At 68.4% G+C, this 18,204-nt stretch carries 15 protein-coding genes; 6 read left to right on the top strand and 9 right to left on the bottom strand.

Going from position 1 to position 18,204, the window contains the following annotated elements; all coding sequences use genetic code 11:
* Positions 1-32 precede the first annotated feature (32 nt).
* Positions 33-716: a class I SAM-dependent methyltransferase gene (locus ON21_RS36110; RefSeq protein ID WP_051021464.1), complete on the top strand. Its 684-nt coding sequence runs from the start codon at positions 33-35 to the stop codon at positions 714-716.
* Positions 717-732: 16 nt separating this feature from the next.
* Here the strand turns inward: ON21_RS36110 and ON21_RS29435 are convergent, their stop codons facing one another.
* The gene (locus ON21_RS29435; RefSeq protein WP_039803230.1) at positions 733-3,105 is read right to left on the bottom strand and encodes a lysylphosphatidylglycerol synthase transmembrane domain-containing protein; all 2,373 of its coding nucleotides are present in this window, start codon (positions 3,103-3,105) and stop codon (positions 733-735) included.
* 253 nt (positions 3,106-3,358) lie between these two features.
* On the opposite strand from ON21_RS29435, the gene ON21_RS29430 reads away from it, so the two are divergent.
* Together ON21_RS29430 and ON21_RS29425 are read left to right on the top strand one after the other, a co-directional pair.
* Positions 3,359-4,258: a polysaccharide deacetylase family protein gene (locus ON21_RS29430; protein WP_039803228.1), complete on the top strand. Its 900-nt coding sequence runs from the start codon at positions 3,359-3,361 to the stop codon at positions 4,256-4,258.
* 21 nt (positions 4,259-4,279) lie between these two features.
* The gene (locus ON21_RS29425; protein ID WP_039803227.1) at positions 4,280-5,149 is read left to right on the top strand and encodes an SDR family NAD(P)-dependent oxidoreductase; all 870 of its coding nucleotides are present in this window, start codon (positions 4,280-4,282) and stop codon (positions 5,147-5,149) included.
* A gap of 8 nt (positions 5,150-5,157) precedes the next feature.
* Here the strand turns inward: ON21_RS29425 and ON21_RS36105 are convergent, their stop codons facing one another.
* Positions 5,158-5,922: an SDR family NAD(P)-dependent oxidoreductase gene (locus ON21_RS36105; RefSeq protein WP_051021463.1), complete on the bottom strand. Its 765-nt coding sequence runs from the start codon at positions 5,920-5,922 to the stop codon at positions 5,158-5,160.
* Positions 5,909-6,703, bottom strand: a complete 795-nt coding sequence (locus tag ON21_RS29415) for a 2OG-Fe(II) oxygenase family protein (protein WP_051021462.1) — start codon at positions 6,701-6,703, stop codon at positions 5,909-5,911. Before ON21_RS29415 ends, ON21_RS36105 begins: the two co-directional genes overlap by 14 nt.
* An 85-nt stretch (positions 6,704-6,788) precedes the next feature.
* Between ON21_RS29415 and ON21_RS29410 the strand changes: the two genes are divergently transcribed.
* The gene (locus tag ON21_RS29410; RefSeq protein WP_039803225.1) at positions 6,789-7,391 is read left to right on the top strand and encodes a DUF459 domain-containing protein; all 603 of its coding nucleotides are present in this window, start codon (positions 6,789-6,791) and stop codon (positions 7,389-7,391) included.
* A gap of 94 nt (positions 7,392-7,485) precedes the next feature.
* Here the strand turns inward: ON21_RS29410 and ON21_RS29405 are convergent, their stop codons facing one another.
* Positions 7,486-8,976 carry an ABC1 kinase family protein gene (locus ON21_RS29405; protein WP_245562783.1) on the bottom strand — a complete coding sequence of 497 codons (1,491 nt, stop codon included), beginning with the start codon at positions 8,974-8,976 and terminating at the stop codon, positions 7,486-7,488.
* A gap of 105 nt (positions 8,977-9,081) precedes the next feature.
* Between ON21_RS29405 and ON21_RS29400 the strand changes: the two genes are divergently transcribed.
* Positions 9,082-9,858, top strand: coding sequence for a GntR family transcriptional regulator (locus tag ON21_RS29400; protein WP_039803223.1), 777 nt, complete (start codon positions 9,082-9,084; stop codon positions 9,856-9,858).
* A gap of 379 nt (positions 9,859-10,237) precedes the next feature.
* Here ON21_RS29400 and ON21_RS29395 read toward each other — a convergent pair whose 3' ends face one another.
* From ON21_RS29395 to ON21_RS29380, 4 genes are all read right to left on the bottom strand, one after another.
* The gene (locus ON21_RS29395; RefSeq protein WP_039803221.1) at positions 10,238-11,362 is read right to left on the bottom strand and encodes an NAD(P)H-dependent flavin oxidoreductase; all 1,125 of its coding nucleotides are present in this window, start codon (positions 11,360-11,362) and stop codon (positions 10,238-10,240) included.
* A 219-nt stretch (positions 11,363-11,581) separates the two neighbouring features.
* Positions 11,582-12,925: a WS/DGAT/MGAT family O-acyltransferase gene (locus ON21_RS29390; RefSeq protein WP_039803219.1), complete on the bottom strand. Its 1,344-nt coding sequence runs from the start codon at positions 12,923-12,925 to the stop codon at positions 11,582-11,584.
* 134 nt (positions 12,926-13,059) lie between these two features.
* Complete coding sequence (locus ON21_RS29385) at positions 13,060-13,725, bottom strand: class I SAM-dependent DNA methyltransferase (protein ID WP_245562782.1); 666 nt, start codon at positions 13,723-13,725, stop codon at positions 13,060-13,062.
* A 199-nt stretch (positions 13,726-13,924) separates the two neighbouring features.
* A complete protein-coding gene (locus ON21_RS29380; protein ID WP_039803218.1) occupies positions 13,925-14,839 on the bottom strand; it encodes a DMT family transporter in 915 nt (304 codons plus the stop codon).
* A gap of 232 nt (positions 14,840-15,071) precedes the next feature.
* Here ON21_RS29380 and ON21_RS29375 point away from each other — a divergent pair, with 232 nt between their 5' ends.
* Positions 15,072-16,292, top strand: a complete 1,221-nt coding sequence (locus ON21_RS29375) for a phthiocerol/phthiodiolone dimycocerosyl transferase family protein (protein ID WP_051021461.1) — start codon at positions 15,072-15,074, stop codon at positions 16,290-16,292.
* Positions 16,293-16,420: 128 nt separating this feature from the next.
* Here ON21_RS29375 and ON21_RS29370 read toward each other — a convergent pair whose 3' ends face one another.
* Positions 16,421-18,097: a cutinase family protein gene (locus tag ON21_RS29370; RefSeq protein ID WP_039803216.1), complete on the bottom strand. Its 1,677-nt coding sequence runs from the start codon at positions 18,095-18,097 to the stop codon at positions 16,421-16,423.
* Positions 18,098-18,204: the final 107 nt, after the last annotated feature.

The following is an 18,204-nucleotide window of genomic DNA, read 5'->3' as shown; positions in this document are numbered from 1 at the left end:
TCGGCTCGGCCATGTGAGCAGATGCTGAACTCATGTCCGGAAACGAACACCAGTCTGCCACCAATTCGCACAGCGAGGTCGGCGTGCTGCTCACCCAGCCGCGCCGTTACCGAGCCATCAAAGCCGCGCTGCTGCTCGGCCGGGGAAATCGTCTGAACGCCCGGCTCGCCGGGCTGGCCGAGCCGGGTTCCGGCGCCGAGGTCGTCGATATCGGATGTGGTCCCGGCGACCTCGCTCGCGTGCTGGCCCGCCGCGCCGCCCGGGTCACCGGCGTCGACCCCTCGCCGCAGATGATCGACTACGCGACGGCGCGCTCACGTGACCTGCCCAACTGCCGGTTCGAAATCGGTACGGCCCAGGCGCTCCCGTTCCCTGACGCCTCTGCCGATCTGGTGACCTCGACGTTCGCGATGCATCACATCCCCGCTGCGCACCGTGCCGACGCCATCGCACAGATGTTCCGAGTGCTGCGTCCCGGCGGCAGGCTGCTGCTCGCCGACACCCTGCCGACCGATCCGGTGCTCTCCACCGTGGTACGAGTCATGGCGCGGTTCGCCGCGCACCGCACGCACGATGCCGGTCACGACCACGGTGATCCACTGGCGGGCATTGATATCCGCCGATATCGAGACGACCTGCGTGCACAGGGATTCGGAGACGTCGAGTTCGTCGTCGTGCGTCCCGCGACCGCTGTCCTACTGGCGACCAAGCCGTGAAGGGCGCGGCAGTCGCCTAGATCAGGTCCTTCTTCGCCAGCCAGCGCATGGCGCCCCAGCCGCAGAACACCGGAAGCCAGCAGGTGAGCACGCGGTAGAGCAGCACCGAGGGCACCGCGATGCTCGCGGGCAGGCCGAAGGCGGCCAGACCACCGATCAACGCCGCCTCCACCGCGCCGACACCGCCAGGGGTCGGCGCGGCGGCGGCCAGGGTGCCGCCGATCATGGTGACGATCGTGACGGTGATGAAGGTGGTGCCGCCGCCGAACGCCTGCACGCTGGACCACAGCGCCCCCGCCATGCCGATGGTGAGCGCGGCGCATCCGCCGATGATCACCGCGGACCGTCTGGGATCACGAGCCAGTGTGGCGAGTTCGCCGACGACTTCCTGCAACTGCGGCCGCACCGCGTTGTTCAGCCAGCGGCGCAGTTTCGGCACGAACATGAACGCGCCGACGATTCCGACGCCGACGCCGGCCAGGAGATACAGCACCGTGGCAGCCGGGACGAAATGCGACAGGTCCGCCGAGGTGCCCGCGAGGATGCTGAACGCGAGCAGCAGGCCGACATGGGTGATCACCTGCACCGCCTGTTGCAGCGCCACCGCGGCCGTGGCGCGCACCGTGCCGATGCCGGACTTCTGCAGGAACCGCACGCTCAACGCGAGTCCGCCGACGCCCGCGGGCGTGGTGGTGGCCGCGAACGTATTGGCGACCTGCATGATGAGCAGATTCCGGATGTTCACCGCGCCGAACGCGCAGGCCCACAGCGCCGCCGCCGCGCCGACGTAGGTCAGGGCCGAGACCAGCAGCCCGAGCAGCGCCCACCACCAGTTCGCCGTGCGCAGCTGAGTGAAGAAGGTGGGCACGGCGCTGATGAACGGGTAGGCGACGTACACCAGCCCGCCCAGTAGCACCAGTTGGATGATCTGGTTGCGGGAGAACCGGGTGATCTGCTCGGCTTCGATCCGGTCCTGCCCCGTCTGTTTGCGCACTTCGTCGCGGGCGTCCGACAGTGCGGCCTTCCATTCCGGGACCGCTTTGCGGATGCCGGTCGGTATGGCGGACTTGGCCAGCCTGCTCGCCGCGGCGAGCACCCGCGCTTCGCCCAGCGTGTCGATCGCCGCGCGCACCGCGGGCTCTTTGCCGAACGTCGCGGTGGTCGTCACCAGCAGCTGGGCGATGTCGGATTGCAGTTGCGCGTCCGACGCTCCGTACTCGGCGTTGCCGAAGCCGCCGAACAGTGTGACGCCGTCGGCGACGCGGATGTCGATCGGCCGCAGGTCGCCGTGCGAGATCTGCTTCTGCTGCAAGGTGTTCAGCGCTTGCCACACGCCGGGCAGCACTTCGGGCGGCTGCTCGGTGATCGCCGTGCCGCAGGGCCTGGTGCGCGCGTACAACATCCAGCCACGCGACAGCGCGGCGACCGCGACGGGCGTACAGCTGGCGAGCCCCAGGTCGGCGACGGCGATCGCCATGAGCGCGCGATGCTCGACCGCGCGGTGCATGGAACCGTGCATGGCCGCGGTTTCGCTGGACCGGAAGGTCAGCCAGCGCCACAGCTGGCGCAGCGCGCCGAAGCTGCGCTGGTTCTTGCCGAACATCTCGACGACGAGTTCGCGTTCCGGCCCTTCGATGGCGGCGGCGAGCACCAACGGCCCGCGGCCCGCGGGATGCATCACGGTGAATCCGGTGACCGTGTGCCCGCGTTTGGCGAGCACCCGGACGGCCGCGTCGAGCGGGACCTCCAGCGCGGGCGTGCCCACGACGAGCACGATCACCGCGCCCACCAGCCAGCCGACCGCCAACCCGAACATGGCCCGCGCGGGCACCACGGTGCTGACCACGAGGTGGATCGGCGCGAACGCCAGCAGCAGGAACCACAACCAGCGCCGCGGCCGGGTGGGCAGCCACGGGCTGGCCACGGTCAGCATCGCGGCGATCATCGCGATCCAGCGCGGATCATCGAGGAACTGGGACAGGAAGGTGTCCAACCGATCCGGCACCTGTAGATGCCATTTCGGCGCGGAGAGACCGGTGCCGGTGATGGACAACAGCAATCCCGCTACGGCCCCCGCCGCGGCGTAGCCGGCCAGCAGCTTCCACTGCCTGCCGATGATCAGCTCGATCAGGATCGCGAACGGCAGCGCGAGAATCGCCATGCCGTAGACCAGATAGACCAGGTTCGACTGGTCGGGATTGAGGAAACCGACGATATTGGAGACCGAGCGTTCCAGCGCCAGCCATTCCGGGCGGGTGATCAGCGAGGCCGCGATCACGACCGCTACCCACAGCGTTGCGAGGACGACCCGGACGATGTCGCTGGTGCGCCGGATCAGAGGCTGTAGCAGGCTGCCCGTGACCGGGATCTCCCGCCCGTCCACTCGCATGCTGGTCCGCCTCTCCGGGTATTCAGGCCGTACTGGTTGGGTGGCGCGGAAGCTGCTCCCCTTCTGGGCGTACCCGGTGAGTCACCCATGTGCGTACGAAATCGGTTGTTGCGTTCGCTGCACGATACCGGCCGGGGTACACGTCTAGGCTCGCGGAACCCAGCCGCCGGCTCCGGTCCACGGCGCCGTGTGCCACACGTCACTCCTCGCCGAGGTTGATCCTCACATTAGTGTCAAGTTCGAGCATGAGGGCATGGACAACGAACTCTTCGAGTACAGCCCGATCGTCGATCGTCCGCCGCTGCGGTGGCCCGGAGGCGCCAGGGTGGCGTTCTATGTCGGGCTCAATGTCGAGCACTATCAGGTTGACCGGCCGTCGACGAGCATTTTTCCCGGCACTGCCGGGCTGGCACCGGACCCGCTGAACTACGGCTGGCGCGACTACGGACCGCGGGTGGGCATCTGGCGGATCATCGAGGTGCTCGACCGGCACGGCATCCGGGCCAGCGCGCTGCTGAATTCGGATGTCGTCGAGCACAATCCCCAGATCGTGGCGGCGGGGGTGCGACGGAACTGGGCGTGGCTCGCGCACGGGAAGAACAACTCGATCTTCCAGCCGGACGTGCCGGCGGACGAGGAGCGCGCCTACCTCGCCGACGTGGTCGCGACCATCGAACGCGCGACCGGACGCAGGCCGCGCGGCTGGATGGGACCTGCCCTCACCGAGTCCTTCCGCACCCCGTCGCTGCTGGCCGAACTCGGCCTCGGCTACGTCCTCGACTGGACCAACGACGACCAGCCCTATCCCCTGTCGGTACCCGGCCTGCTCAGTGTCCCTTACTCGGTGGAACTCAACGACAACACGCTGTTCCTCGGCAAAGCGACCAGCGGACCGGACTTCGTGCGGATCGTGCGCGATCAGCTCGACCAGCTCTACGCCGAATCGGCCGACAGCGGGCGGGTCATGGCGCTGGCCCTGCACCCGTTCGTGATCGGGCAGGCGTTCCGGATCAAATACCTGGACGAAGCGCTCGAGTACGTCGCGGGCCACCCGGGTGTGTGGCTGACCACCAGCGACGAGATCGCCGAGCACTACTCGAGCGCGCCCGCACTTGCCGAACCCGCGCGCGCCGAAGACGATCGGGTCACCTAATCCGATCTGCGAGAGGCAGCGATGGCAGCGCAGGAACAGACACAGAACCAGGACCTCACCGGAAAGACGGTGGTGGTGACCGGCGCGAGCTCGGGCATCGGCGCCGCGGCGGCGCTGCGGCTCGCGGCTCGCGGCGCTGCCGTCGCCGTCGTCGGCCGATCCCCGGAGCGGACCGCCGAGGTGGCGGCGAAGGTGGGCGCGCAGCCGTTCGTCGCCGACTTCGCCCGGCTCGACGACGTGCGCAAGCTGGCCGAACAACTGCTCGACCGGTATCCGACGATCGACGTGCTGGCGAACAACGCGGGCGGGGCGTGGCCCAAGCGGACGGTCACCGACGACGGCAACGAACTCACCTTTCAGGTCAATCACCTGTCTCCGTTCCTGCTGACCAATTTGCTGCTGGAGCGCCTGACCCAGTCGCGAGCCAGGGTGGTGAACACCGCGAGCACGACCTACCGAATGGCGAAGCTGAACCTGGACACGGCCAACGCGGCGACGGGCCCGTTCAACCAGCTCGGCGCGTACGGCGCGTCCAAGCTGGCGAACATCTTGTTCACCAGGGAGCTGGCCCGCCGCACCGAGGGCACCGGCATCACCACCGCGGCCTTCCACCCCGGTGTGGTCGCAACGCACGTCTACGACAACGCGCCGCTCGGCCTCGGCTGGTTCGTCCGGTCTCCGCTGGCGCGCCCGTTCTTCATCCGGCCGGACAAAGGCGCCGAGCCGCTGGTGCACCTCGCCACCACCGCCGACGGCGCGGCGATCAACGGCCAGTACTTCCATCGTTTCGTCCTGGAGCCGCCGCGCAACAAGCAGGCGTTGGACGCCGATCTCGCGCGCAGGCTCTGGTCGCTGTCCGAGCAGGCCACCGGGCTCGCGCCGCGCGAGTAGTCAGCCGGTCACGGTGCGGCGAGCCGTAGCGAGGATCCGTCCATTCGCTCCGGCTCGACTCCCACCCCGTACACCCCACCGGACACCGCGCTCGCGTCCAGCTCGACGATCGCCCGCGCGACTTGTTCGGTGGGGACCAGCACCGGAAAGGTGGTCGGGGCGATGGCGTTCGCGCGCACACCGAACTCGGCGAACTCGGCGGCGATATTGCGGGTCAGTTGGTTGAGCGCGGCTTTCGACGCGGAGTACAGCGTCTGTCCTGGGTAGACCTCCGAGCCGGAAATGCTCGAGACGTTGACGATGTTGCGATTGCGCGCACGATTCTCCGGGCCCGTGTGCATCCAGCATCGTTGCGCCAGCCGCGCCGATAGTCGCAGTGGCACCGCGACGTTCAGCGCGAAGTGCGGATCGAAGTCGTCCAGCGCGGCGTCGCCGTCGATGATGCCGCCAGGGTGTAGCCGGATGTGCGCCGCGTTGTTCACCAGCAGGTCGACTCCGCCGAACCGGGCCAGCGCCAGGTCGACCACCCGTTCCACTTCGCCCGGCTGGGTGAGATCGGACCGCACCACGAACAGGCGGGAAGCGTTCTCCGGCACGGCCGCGTCCGGCGCCAGCGGATCGACGTACCACTCCAGCTGTGACGGCACCGCGGGTGTGCGGGTGCGGCATACGGCGACGATGTCGTAGTCGCGGTAGTAGGCCTGGCAGAAGGCGTCGCCCAGCGTGCCGCTCGCGCCGGTGAACAGACAGACGCGGCGTTCACCAGTGGACAATCTTGTCTCCTCCCCAGCGCCCTTCGGCGTCCGCCTTGGCGCGATGCACCCACATCACCACGCTGTTGCGGTCTTTGACGTTGTTGCCCGCGAACGTGTGCCAGGTGCGCGGAGTGACCTCGAACAGCAGCAGCGAATTGTCCAGCGGCGGCACGAGGGTCACCGACGGGAGCGCGGCTCCGTCGGCGACGTGGTCGTACAGCGCGGTCTCGCCGCCGTCGCCCGGCTGCCACCCCGGATTGCCCACGTAGAACAGCACCGCGACGGCGCGCACGGTCTCGCGGGCGACGATGCCGGGCGCGCGTGCACCGGTCTTGGTGTGGACGGTGGCGTCGGGCAGTCGCACTTCGCCGGGACCGGGCGGCGGGCCAGGGAACCAGGCCGGGTTGAGGTCGTTGTGCGGCCAGCCGAACGGGCTGCCCGGCCCGTGGTGGTGCACCGATCCTTCGACGTCGCCGGTCGCGTCGACGCCCCAGAGCCGGGCGACCAAGTCGTGCCACTCACGCGAGGTGAACACCGCGAGCGGACCGTCGCGCAGGTCGGCCAGCCGAATCCCGTCGGCGCTGTAGCCGTCGGCGACCGGGACGAACAGGTCGGGACGTTCCTTGCGAACCCGCTCCAGTTGCTCGGCCAGTCGCTGATAGAACTCGGGAACGAACACGTCGCGGGCGTACACGTGCGGAAAGGGTCTGCTGCGCCGGATCCAGCGTCGATGGGCGAACAACTCTGCGAACCACTGCGGAACCGGCGGTGTCGCGAGTTCCGGCTCGGTTGTCACCATTAGTCCCTCCCGGTCGAACCTCCGTGATCATATTGCCCGTACCCGGAACGCGCGGGCCGGTCTCGGCCCTGGGAGGATCACGCGGGTGAGGCGTGATCTGCGTGTGTGTTTCGTCGGGGATTCGTTCGTCGCAGGTGTCGGCGACCCGGGTTTTCTGGGGTGGGCGGGCAGGCTCGTGTCCGCGGCGCATGCGGAAGGGATCCCCCTGACCGCCTACAACCTCGGGGTACGCAGACAGACCTCGGCCGATATCGTGCGGCGCTTCCGGGCCGAATGCACACCCCGGCTGCCGGAGGGCGTGGACGCGCGGGTCGTCCTGTCGTTCGGCGTCAACGACGCCATGCACGAGAACGGCGGTCCGCGGGTGGCACCCGAGCAGTCGGTCGCCAACCTCGGCGAGCTGCTCGCGCAGGCGGCCGCGCGGGAATGGCCGGTGCTGATGGTCGCTCCGCCGCCGATCGCCGACGACGAGCACAATGCCCGCACCGCCGCGCTGGACGAGCGATTCGCGCAGGTCTGTGCCGCTTCGGAGGTGCCGTACGTGCGCGTGCACCAGCCGCTGCGCGAGAACGCGGTGTGGGCCGCCGAGGTACGCGCGGGCGACGGTGCGCACCCCGGCGCGGCGGGCTACGAAGAGATCGCCGCGCTCATCGATCCGCAGTGGCGGGCGTGGCTGTCGCAAGAATAGGCCACCTGTCCCAGACAATTGTGGCGAACTGCTGAATCGAGGACCTCCTACGCGGCGGAGCGCCGAATACGCCTGCGTCTCAGAGTAACCGGAACTATCCGATCGGCATGTTCCGCTTACCGGCCTCGGCTCGCCTTCTCCGCGCGTCGGCCAGGTCCACCGCCGGCGCAGCGGCCTCCGACGCTTCGTCCGGGACGAACGCTTCGCTCAATTCCGGTACCCATCGCACGATTTCGTCGCGGTACGGTCCTTCGGCCTCCAGCTGGCCGAGCACGCCGACCAGGGTGAGGAACGAGCGGGCGAACGGCGTGAAGTAGGCGGGCATGGTCATCTGCCGCACCACATTGGTCAATCGAGGGTTGGTGGTGCGCAACACTTGTCGGCGCAACCAGCGGGTGGTCAGGCGGTAGGTCTCGTGCCGTAAGGGCTCACCGCACGGTGTGATCGCGGCGTAGAGCGCATCGCTGTCGAGGGCCTGTCCGTTCTCCACGAAACCGTGCCTGCGCGTGGCGTCCGCCAGATCGCCAGGGCCGCCGCGGAATATCGCTTTGCAGCAGTCGAGCGTCAGTTCGCCGAAACCCGCGGGCGGCCACGCGCAGCACGCGCCGAAATCCATGACGCCGAGCCGGCCGTCCGGCAGCACGCGGAAGTTGCCCGGATGCGGATCGGCGTACAGCAAACCGTGGCGAGCCCAGCCGGAGGTCACGAAGCGGACCATGAGCATGCCCACCCGGTCCCGCTCGGCCTGCGTGCCGGAGGCCACGATGCGCGGTACGGGCGTGCCGTCGATCCATTCACTGATCAGCACGTCGCCTTGCTGTGCAACCACATTCGGCACATGGAAGTCCCGATCACCGGCATAAGCCGCGGCGAAGGCGCGCTGATGATCGGCTTCCGCCGCATAATCGAGCTCTCCGGCGACCGACGCGCAGATCGCTTCGGTCACCGACTCGACGTCCGCGCCCGGCAGGAAAACAGCGGCGAGATAGGAGATCCGGCGCAGATGGTCCAGATCGCGCGCCACCGCCTGCCTGCCGCCGGGATACATCACCTTGACCGCGACCGGTCTGCCGTCGTGCCAGATCGCGCGGTGCACCTGCCCGAGCGAGGCGGCGGCGGCGCGTCGATCGTCGAATTCGCGGAAGTACGAACGCCATTGCGCGCCCATACTTTCGGCCATGGCGGCGTGGACGGTGTGCGGCAGCATCGCGGGCGCCGCGTCTTGCAGCCTGCTGAGTGCGATCCGGTACGGCTCGGCCAACTCCCGCGGCAGCGCAAGCTCGTAGATGGCCAGCAGTTGCCCCAGCTTCGCGGCACAGCCCTTCAGCTCACCGAGCACTTCGAAGATGTGCTGCGCGGTGCGGAGCTGAATGTCGCGATTGACTTCTTCGGCCGATCTGCCGAGTGCCCGCTTGCCGAGACCCGCGGCCTGCCGTCCGGCGAACGCCATCGGCAGCGCGGCGAACTTGGCGCCGCGAACAGCGCCGTGAACAGGCGGTTTACCATGGGCGCGCGACGCGAAGAGCCGGGATCGCTTGCCCGCGGTCCCCGGCTCGGGGCGCTCTCCGATGGGCCGGATGGTCATGACTCACCTCACAGTCGCGGGCCCAAGTGTGACATACGTGCAGTACCCGACAGTAGGGCTTAGACTGTCTGGGACGTATTCGAAAGTAGTCGAAAGGTGACTTCGATGGGATCCCAGACGGTGGTCGCCGACGTTGCCGACGAGCTGGCGCGCCGGGTTGCCGCGGGGGAATATCAGCCGGGGGATCTCATGCCGTCGGTGCGTCAGGTCGCCGAGGAATTCGAGATGAACCGCGCGACCGCGCAGCTGACACTGGGCAGGCTGGAGTCGTACGGTTTCGTCGAAGCCCGGCGCGGCAAGGGATTCACGATCCGTGACGTCCGGGAGGCGGGCGGGGTGGACGTGTACCGCCAGCTGTTCCGATTCTCGATTCCCATGCCGGACATCGCGATGGAGATGTTCCGCGACATCGTCGACGTCGAGCGCAATCTCGTGCTGGAGGCGCTGCTCGCCTACACCGGTGGCGAACATCGGATCGATTCGGCCGAACTGAAATCCACCATCGACGAACTCGAATCCCTGGCGCGTCAGCAGGTTCCGGACTTGCGGCAGATGCTGGCGCTGGAGGTCGCGCTGGTGCGCGGGCTGCTGACCGCGCTCGGGCTGCCCATGCAGCGCGCGATCTTGAACTCGATCGGTGAGACGGTGCTCGAGGTGCCGGAGGCGATCGAGGCGTACTTCGCGGGCGCGCCGGATCTGCACGTCCTGGTCTGGCGGGCGCTGGCCGCGGTGTGGGACTCCGGGTCGGGGCCGAGCGAGGCTCAGCTGGCGCTGTTCGAGGATCTTTTCGGCATGTACCACGAGAAGGTCATCGCGCGCTTCGGGGAATTGGTGGTCGGCGTGGCGGAAAGCGCAGACGAGAACCAGGCCGCCACCGCCTAGCTGTTTCGTACACCGCACACTCCGTCTGGGACGATTTTCCCGACCTCGCGCATCCGCCCCGCTCATCGCGTCGAAATCGACGCGACCGCCTGGTTCTGCGAGTTCTTCTGTCCCAGACGATATCCGGGCGAATGGGATGAATTGGTCCCGACTCCGCAAGGGTGGTCGGACTGCCGGGAGCGATGACGAACGAGACGAAACCGTCTCCCCGGCCAGGACTTTCAGGGGCGTGAGTCCTTCTGTGCCGATCGAGTTCGGCCCGGGGTCGCACCGGCGTGAGGGTGGCCGCCTCGACGCCGGTGCGATCTCCCGGACTCGTCCGGACGGATGCCGCGCGGCCCCACCGCGCGGCAGCATCGTCTCGAATCGGTGCCCGGACTCAGGCCCCGCCGTTGAGCTTGTTGAGGCGCTCGCACGCCTCGACGTACTCCTGGATCAGGCGGTTGACCACGTCCGCGGAACGCTCGACCCGGTTCATCATGCCGACGATCTGGCCGACGGGGTTGAAGTTGACGTCCTTGGCGGCCTCCGGATAGCGGTGTCCGCGCTTCACGCCCTCCAGCGCGACCATCATCTGCAGCGGCATCGGCAGCGGGTCGGGCGTATCGGCCCGCTCCCACGCCTCGGTCCAGTCGTTGCGCAGCATGCGGGCGGGTTTGCCGGTCCATGCGCGCGAACGCACGGTGTCGTGGCTGGTGGCGTCGATGTAGGTCTGCATCTGGGCGGGCGGCACGTTGGCTTCCTCGACGGTGAGCCAGACCGAGCCGGTCCACGCGCCCGCGGCGCCCATCGCCATCGCGGCCGCCACCTGCCTGCCGTTGCCGATGCCGCCCGCGGCCAGCACCGGCAGGTCGCCGACGGCATCGATGACTTGCGGCCACAGCACCATCGATGACACCTCGCCGCAATGGCCGCCGCCCTCGGTGCCCTGGCAGACCACGAAGTCGAGGCCGGCGCGTTTGTGGTTGAGCGCGTGCTTGACCGAACCGCAGAGCGCGCCGATCAAACGGCCGGAATCCTGCACCTGCTTGATCACGTCCTCCGGCGGGGTGCCGAGGGCGTTGGCGACCAGCTTCGCCTTCGGATGCCGGAGAATCACCTCCACCTGCGGTCCCGCGGTGGTCGCGGTCCAGCCGAGCAGCTGGTTGTGGTGCTCGCCTTCGGGCAGCTTGGGCACGCCGTGGTCGGCGAGGATCTTCTCGGCGAAGTCGCGGTGGCCCTGGGGAACCAGTTCGGCCAGCTTGGCTTCGAGTTCCTCCGGGCTCAATCCATCGATGCCCTTGCCCTCGTACTTGGACGGAATCACCAGATCGACGCCGTATACGCCCTGCACGTGCTCGTCCAGCCAGGTCAGCTCGACCTCGAGCTGCTCGGCGGTGAAGCCGACGGCGCCGAGCACGCCGAGCCCGCCCGCGTTGCTGACCGCGGCCGCCACGTCGCGGCAGTGGGTGAAGGCGAAGATGGGGAATTCGATCCCGAGCCGTTCGCAGATTTCGGTACGCATGGCGTGCTGGTCTCCCTAACTGCTCCGCCGCGAACGGCGCGGCGCAGATGTACTAGAACGAGTTACATAAGTGCTGCTCGGTTCGGCCCGGTCGCCGCACGTCGAGTCCACCGCGAGCCGCTGATATCGCCATGAAGCGGCTGCGGCGTCCCCGACTGGCCGATGCACCATGCCTCGACAGTAACACGTTCTAGTTTTCTGGGGAATGCGCGGTCGCGGTCAGCCGGTGGCGCGCTCCAGTTCGGCCAGCGACTCCGCCAAGTGATCGAGCAGTCGCGGCAATTGCGGCACACTGCGGCGGCAGCCGACCAGGCCGAAGTCGAGATTGCCCGCGTTGGAGGTGAGCGTGATGTTCACCGCTTGGCCGTCGAACGGGATGGACAGCGGATAGCTCGCGTCGAGACGCGCTCCGTTCCAATACATCGGCTCGCGCGGCCCCGGCACGTTCGAGATGACGATGTTGAAGGTGGGATTGGTCCACGGGATCAGCGCGGGCACGAGATTGAGGGCCAGCGGGCTGAGCATCAGCGCCGACAGCGCCATCGTCTGGTTGCACGACAGCGTGCGGTACATGTCCTTGCCGTCGCGCATCGACGCGGCGACCACCTGGAGGCGTTCCAGCGGATCGGCGATGTCGGTGCCGAGGTTGCACAGCACCGCGCCGACCTTCACCCCGTTGGTCTCGTCGTCGTCCTCGGCGCGCAGCGACATGGGCACCATCGCGATCAACGGCTTGTCCGGCAGAGCATTTCGTTCCAGCAGGTACCGTCGCAGCGCGCCCGCCGACATGGTGAGTATCACGTCGTTGAGCGTCGAGCCGGTCGCCTTCTTCACTTGCTGCAACCGCTCCAACGGCCAGGACCGCACCACCGCACGGCGCGCGCCGCCGATCGGGACGTTGAACATGGTGCGCGGGGCCGCGAACGGCAGGGTCAGCTGTTGGCGTGCCAGCGCGGTGCGCGCCGCACGCAGCATCGATGCGCCGGACGTCGCGGCGGACAGCAGGTTTCGTGCCGCACCACCCGCACCGGATGGCGTCCGGCGCCTGCCCCGAGGCAGGTGCCACGGCACGCGCGTGGCGCTGGAGGACGGATCGCCGGTCAGCGTGCGGCGCAGGAGGCGCTGGGCGGAAACGCCGTCGATCAACGCGTGATGCATCTTCGAATACAGCGCGAACCTGCCGTCGGCGAGGCCCTCGATCAGATGGAACTCCCACAGCGGGCGGTGCCGGTCGAGCAGACTGCTGTGCAGCCCGGAGGCCAGCTCCACGAGCTGGTCCATCCGTCCCGGTCCGGGCACGGCCAGCCGCCGCACGTGATAGTCGAGTTCCACGTCCTCGGCATACGTCCACGCCATCTGTGGGGATCCGAAGATCGTCGCGGGATGTTTGCGAAAGGCCGGATCGACGTCGGTACTGCGTAACAGCTTGTCGTGCACCTGCGCGGCGAAGTCCGCTCCGGCGTCCTCCGGCGGCTCGAACAGTTGCAGCGCTCCCACGTGCATCGGCTGTTCCCGGGATTCGGCGAGCAAGAAGACGGCATCGACCGGCGCGATGAATTCCATGATGAGTCGCCCCCTGACGACATGGTGAAGATGTTCGGAGTTCGAATCGACCACGTTGTCGGCGGGCCCGCGCAGCCATGAAACCGCCGCGACACGACAAACCTACCCGGGCGCGACGGACCGCGTTCGGTGAATCACCGAACCTTCGAGGCCAGTAGGTAGGCCTGCCCGAACCGCTCCTCCGGCTCCGGCTCGCGCACCATGCGACCGATCATGGTGAACCCGGCGTCGCCGAGCAGGCGCGCGAGACGTTTCGGCGCCCACCGGTAGGCGCGAGTCACCTTGTGGTCGAAGGCTTCCACCGCATCCGGCTGGTCGGCCGTTTGGAAAGCCAGCAACACGTGCCCTTTGTCTGCGAGTACCCGATGGAACTCGCTCAACACGTGCGGCACGCGATCCGGCGGAAGATGAATCAACGAGTACCACGCCACTACACCGCCGAGCGCCTCGTCGCCTATGGGTAGCTGTTCGACGGAACCCTGGGTGAAAAGCAGCTGTGGATGTTCCACGCGGGCCAGCTCCACCATGCGCGGCGAGAGATCGACGCCGAACACCTGAGCCCCCAACGACGCGAGATGGCCGGTGATCCGCCCCGGCCCGCAGCCGAGATCGGCGATCGGACCGGAACCGTTGGCGGCCACCGATTCCACGAACGCGCCGAGCATCGCCCGATCGAGCACCGCGCCGGCGAGGTGGTGCCGGAAGAGCTCGGTGTAGAGCTCGGCGACGTCGTCGTAGGCGGCGCGGGTGACGGCGACGTCGGGGTGGTCGTCTGCGAAGTCTGCGGTCGAATTCAGCACCCCGAGCAGCGTATTACCTACTCCCCCGGATCGAATGCCCGGGCGACGGCGAGACTGTGGAAGGGATTCGCCGCAACAAACTCTTCGACCACCGCTCGAGTGGCGGACACGGTGACCGACACGAGAGGTCCTCTCGAAACGACGCCACCCGTTCGAGCGGTGCGTACCCGATACTCGGCGGACCCGCGCCCCGTGGCGATTACGTCTCGGGTAATGGGACGGCCGCCTCCGGCGTCGCGGGCGCGGCCAAGTCCGTCCGCGCCTCGTCGCGCCCGCGCGCGGTACCGAGCACCGAACCCAGGATCACCAGCGGGAACCCGATCGCCATGCCCGCGGTCAGCGGCTCGCCGAGCGCCGTGACGCCGAGCAGGATCGCCACCGCGGGGTTGATATAGGTGATCACGGTCGCACGGGCCGGGCCGACCTCGGCGATCAGCGCGAAGAAGAACAGGAACGCTACCGCCGTGCAGATCACCGCGAGGCCGAGCACCGACCAGGCCGCGTCGGCGGTAACGCGCGCGGGCCACCGCCAACCCGCGAACGGCGCGTAGATCGTCGCCGCCAGCAGCAGCGATGCGGTCACCACACCGAGCGGGGGCAGATCGGCCAGCGCGCGATCGATGACGATCGGACCGACCGCGTAACCGACCGTCGTCAGCCCGATCGCGGCGATCGCCGCCGGATTCCCCAGGTCGACGTCCAAGCCGACGAGCGCGGCGACACCGCCGAACCCGACGAGCAGGCCGAGCACCCGGCGCGCGTCGAACCGGTCGTGGCCGAGCACGGTCACGATCACCACCGCGATCAGCGGCACCGCCGCGATCAGCAGGCCGACGGTCGAGCTGTGCAGCGTGGTCTCGGCGTACCCGATCAGCAACCACGGCCCGGTGATCTCCACCAGGGTGTACAGCAGCAGCGGCCGCCACCGCCGGAACACCGGCGTGAGCGCGTTCGCGTAGAACGCGACCGGCAGGAGCAGCAGTCCGCCGATCAGTGTGCGGCCGAAGGCGACCACGATCGGGTCGAGATCCGCCACCGCGACGCGGATCATCGCGTACGGCACGCCCCAGATCACGCCCATTGCCGAGAAGAGCGCCCACCCGCGGCGGGTCATCGCACGACCGCCGTGCGCGGACGAACGGTATTCGACTCGGTGACGGGGATTGGCAACATGCTCCGCTCGCTTTCGACCACCGGGAGCTTATCGAGGTGATCCGATCATCCGACACATCCAGTTCCCGGCTCCGGCAAGGGTTCATGTCCCGTTCGTCCTATTTGAGCGAATGATGCGCGAGTGCAACGGTGTTCGGGCTAGTCTTCGCCCGGAGCGAAGGAAAGGCATCATCGTGGTCGACGTGATCCGCCGGCTTGCCCCGAGCGAGGAGATGTTCGCCGCGGGCGAGGTCTTCATCGGTTACGTGGCACGGGTATCCGGGCGGTTGGACCTGCCCGCGTTGACGACCGCCTTCGAGGCCGTCGCCAGGGCGCATCCGATCCTGCGCGCCCGCATCGAGTTGTCCGCGGACGGCGGTCGCGTCTTCACCGCGACGGATGCCGCACCGCCGATCTTCGTCGCCGACGGCAACCCCGAATCCCCTCTCGCCGCAGGAAAATTCGACCAGCGCACAGGCGTCTGCGGGCTGTGCGTGGTGCGCGACGGCGATACCGCGAGCGTCACCCTCGTGATCCATCACAGCATCGCGGACGCGTTCCACGCGTTCGTCATCGTCACCGAATTCTGGACCGGGTATCGGGACGCGGTCGGCGCGGGTACGCCCGAGCCGCCGGCGCACGGATTCCCCGAACCGGTCGAGCAGCTGCTCGCGGCGCGAGGCATCGAGAAGATGGCGCTGCCCGGCGCCGCGCCCGCAGCCGCCGCGCCGCAGGCCCCGCCGCCGCGCGACGACGACTACCCGGCGCTGCGCACCACTCGATGCCTGCTCACCCGGGAGGAGACCGCGGCCCTGGTCGCCCTCGGACATCGCGAGAACGTCACGGTGCACGGTCTGGTGTCGGCGGCGCTGTTGCGCACCGAAGCCGAGATCCGCGAGCTACCGCTCACCGGACTGCTCTACCTGTACTCCGTCGACCTGCGGACCAGGGTGAGTCCGGAGATCGACGCCACCGAAGGGACGAACGTCCTTGGCTTCGCCAACTACCTCTCCCCCGCATCCGACGTGACGCTGGTGGAATCGGCCCGCGGCATCAGCGAGGCGCTGCATGCGGGCCTGGCCGCGGGCATCGTGCAGCGCACGCCGCTGAGCATCCCCGACATGGCGGCGGCGCCGCGACCGGCCTTGCCCGGCGTGGTCATCGCGACCAACTGGGGCACCATCCCGCCGCTACCCGAGCAGGACGAGTTGCGCATCGACGACTTCCACTCCACCATGCTCGCGAAGCCTGACCTGACCGGCCGCCGTCCACAGCAACCGGGCGGCGGCACCTGCGTCATCAGCACTTTCGCCGGGCGACTGAGTGTGGAGATCCATCATCCCGAGGAATTCACGCAACTCCAGCGGCATCGCGTCGAAGTGCTGGCCCGCAACCTCCGCGCCGTGCACTACTGACGACTCCGCGGCCGACACGGCCACTGGGTCAACGGCCAGACCATTCGCGCCAACGGCGGCTTGCTCTGAGCGAAGACACCGCAGGCCGCGATCACGCCTCGCGGCGGTGATCGCGGCCTGCGGGTCGGTCAGTTCGACGCTTTCGCGGTCGCGGTGGTGGTCGGCGCCGCGGACGTCGTCGTCGTGGTCGAGGGGGTGGTGGTCGATTCGGTGGTGGTCGGCTTGGTCGTCTCGACCGGCGCCGCGACCGCGGACGGAGCGGGCGGCGTGGTGGCCACCGGCGCCGCGGTGGTGCTCGAGGTCGGCGCCGCCGTCGTCGGCCGGTTCGTGGTGCCGGTCGTCGTGGGAGCGGCGCTGGTCGGCTGCGGCGACGTGGTCGAACCCTTGGCGGGTTCGGTCGTCGGAGCCGCCGAGCTGGTCTCCACCGCCTTGTACACGGCGGCCAGGTCCGCCTCCTGCGGCTTGGACGAGGGGTCGACCTGCTTACCGGCCTGCGCCTGCTTCGCCAGATGGGTGAGCCAGGCGGCCGCGTACTCCGCCGAGGTCATCGGCTTGCCCGCGGCGGGGTCGGCGTCGTCCCAGTAGTCGAAGTGGTGACCGGTGTGGTTGGGCCCGAGGGTGAGGTTGTACGGGTCGCTCAGGACGACCGGAATCGTGTTCTGGTTCGTCACGATGAGCCCGACGATCTCGTTGAGCACCTTCTGCGGCAGGTAGGCCAGCGGGGACATGTCGTTCGTGGAAATCGAGTCCGCCTGCGCGGGCGCGTTCTTCTCACCCGGCTTGTACGCCGGATCCGACACCCGCAGCAGTACCTGCAGGAAGGTCTCGTCGCTCCGCATCCAGTTCGGCTGCGACTGGATGTCCGCGAACGCCGCCATCGCGATCCGGCCGAGGACCACAGCGACGTCCTGCCCGGTCGCGGGGGTGAGCCCGTCGCGCTCGAGCGCGTCGACGTTCAGCTGCCTGCCGACATTGACGACCAACTGCAGCAAGGAGATGTTCTGCGGCGCCGCGCAGGTGAGATCGCCGTCGGAGCAGAACGACGCGATCTTGCCGTTCAGCGCGCCGAAGTCACCGCTGGTGCCGCGCACCGCGCCCTGCCCGGGAACCGGGTTCGCGCCGCTCTGATATTGCTGGTCGAAGCCGTCCGGGTTGCTGAACGGATCCTTCGATCCGGGGAACGGCCCGTCGCCCGCCGAGCGGCCCGCGTCGGCCAGGATGACGACACCGACGACGTCGTCCGGATCCACGATCCCGTACGCGCCGTCCTGGCCGGGTTCCTGATGGCCGATCTGCATCGCGACGCGGCGAACGACGTCGGCGCCCTCGCTGTAGCCGACGATCGAGAACTTGGTGTCGGGGCAGGCCTGGGCGATCTCCCGCATCACCCGTTCGGTGTTCGCGACACCGGCGTTGACGGCGTCCTCGTACGTGGACATATTCGCCGGATAGGCGATGTAGACCGCGGCGTACGCGTCCGGATCGACGTCATCGGCCGGTGCGTTGACGACCGGATCGACCCACTCACTGCTGTGGTCACCCGACAGCGCGGCGGGCAGTGGGTTGCCATTGGCGTCCACCAGCATCCTGGTGGTCCCCTCCACCGGAGTGTCGTTGCGACCGGCCACCGAGATGGTGACCATGTCGCGGCATTCCGTGACCGACGTCGTGAGCTGCGTATCCCTGGTTTCCGGCGTCGACGTCAGCGCCAACGAGGTGGCGACGATCGCCGCCACGCCTAGAACCGCCGGAGCGGCGACCGCCGAAGCGATACGATGCCGCGCGAAGAACTCGCGAAGAGCCATGTCCTGATTTCCATTCCATACACCGACAAAGTGGACGGACAAGCCCCCCGACGGGCCATACGTCACCGAGGACGTCGCGGTAGGACCCCGGAGCGTTACTTGATGCC

This window comes from Nocardia araoensis NBRC 100135 (assembly GCF_000308435.1).
Lineage (GTDB): Bacteria > Actinomycetota > Actinomycetes > Mycobacteriales > Mycobacteriaceae > Nocardia > Nocardia araoensis.
The sequence above is the reverse complement of the archived record's forward strand: the minus strand, read 5'-3'. Positions and strand labels throughout refer to the sequence as shown.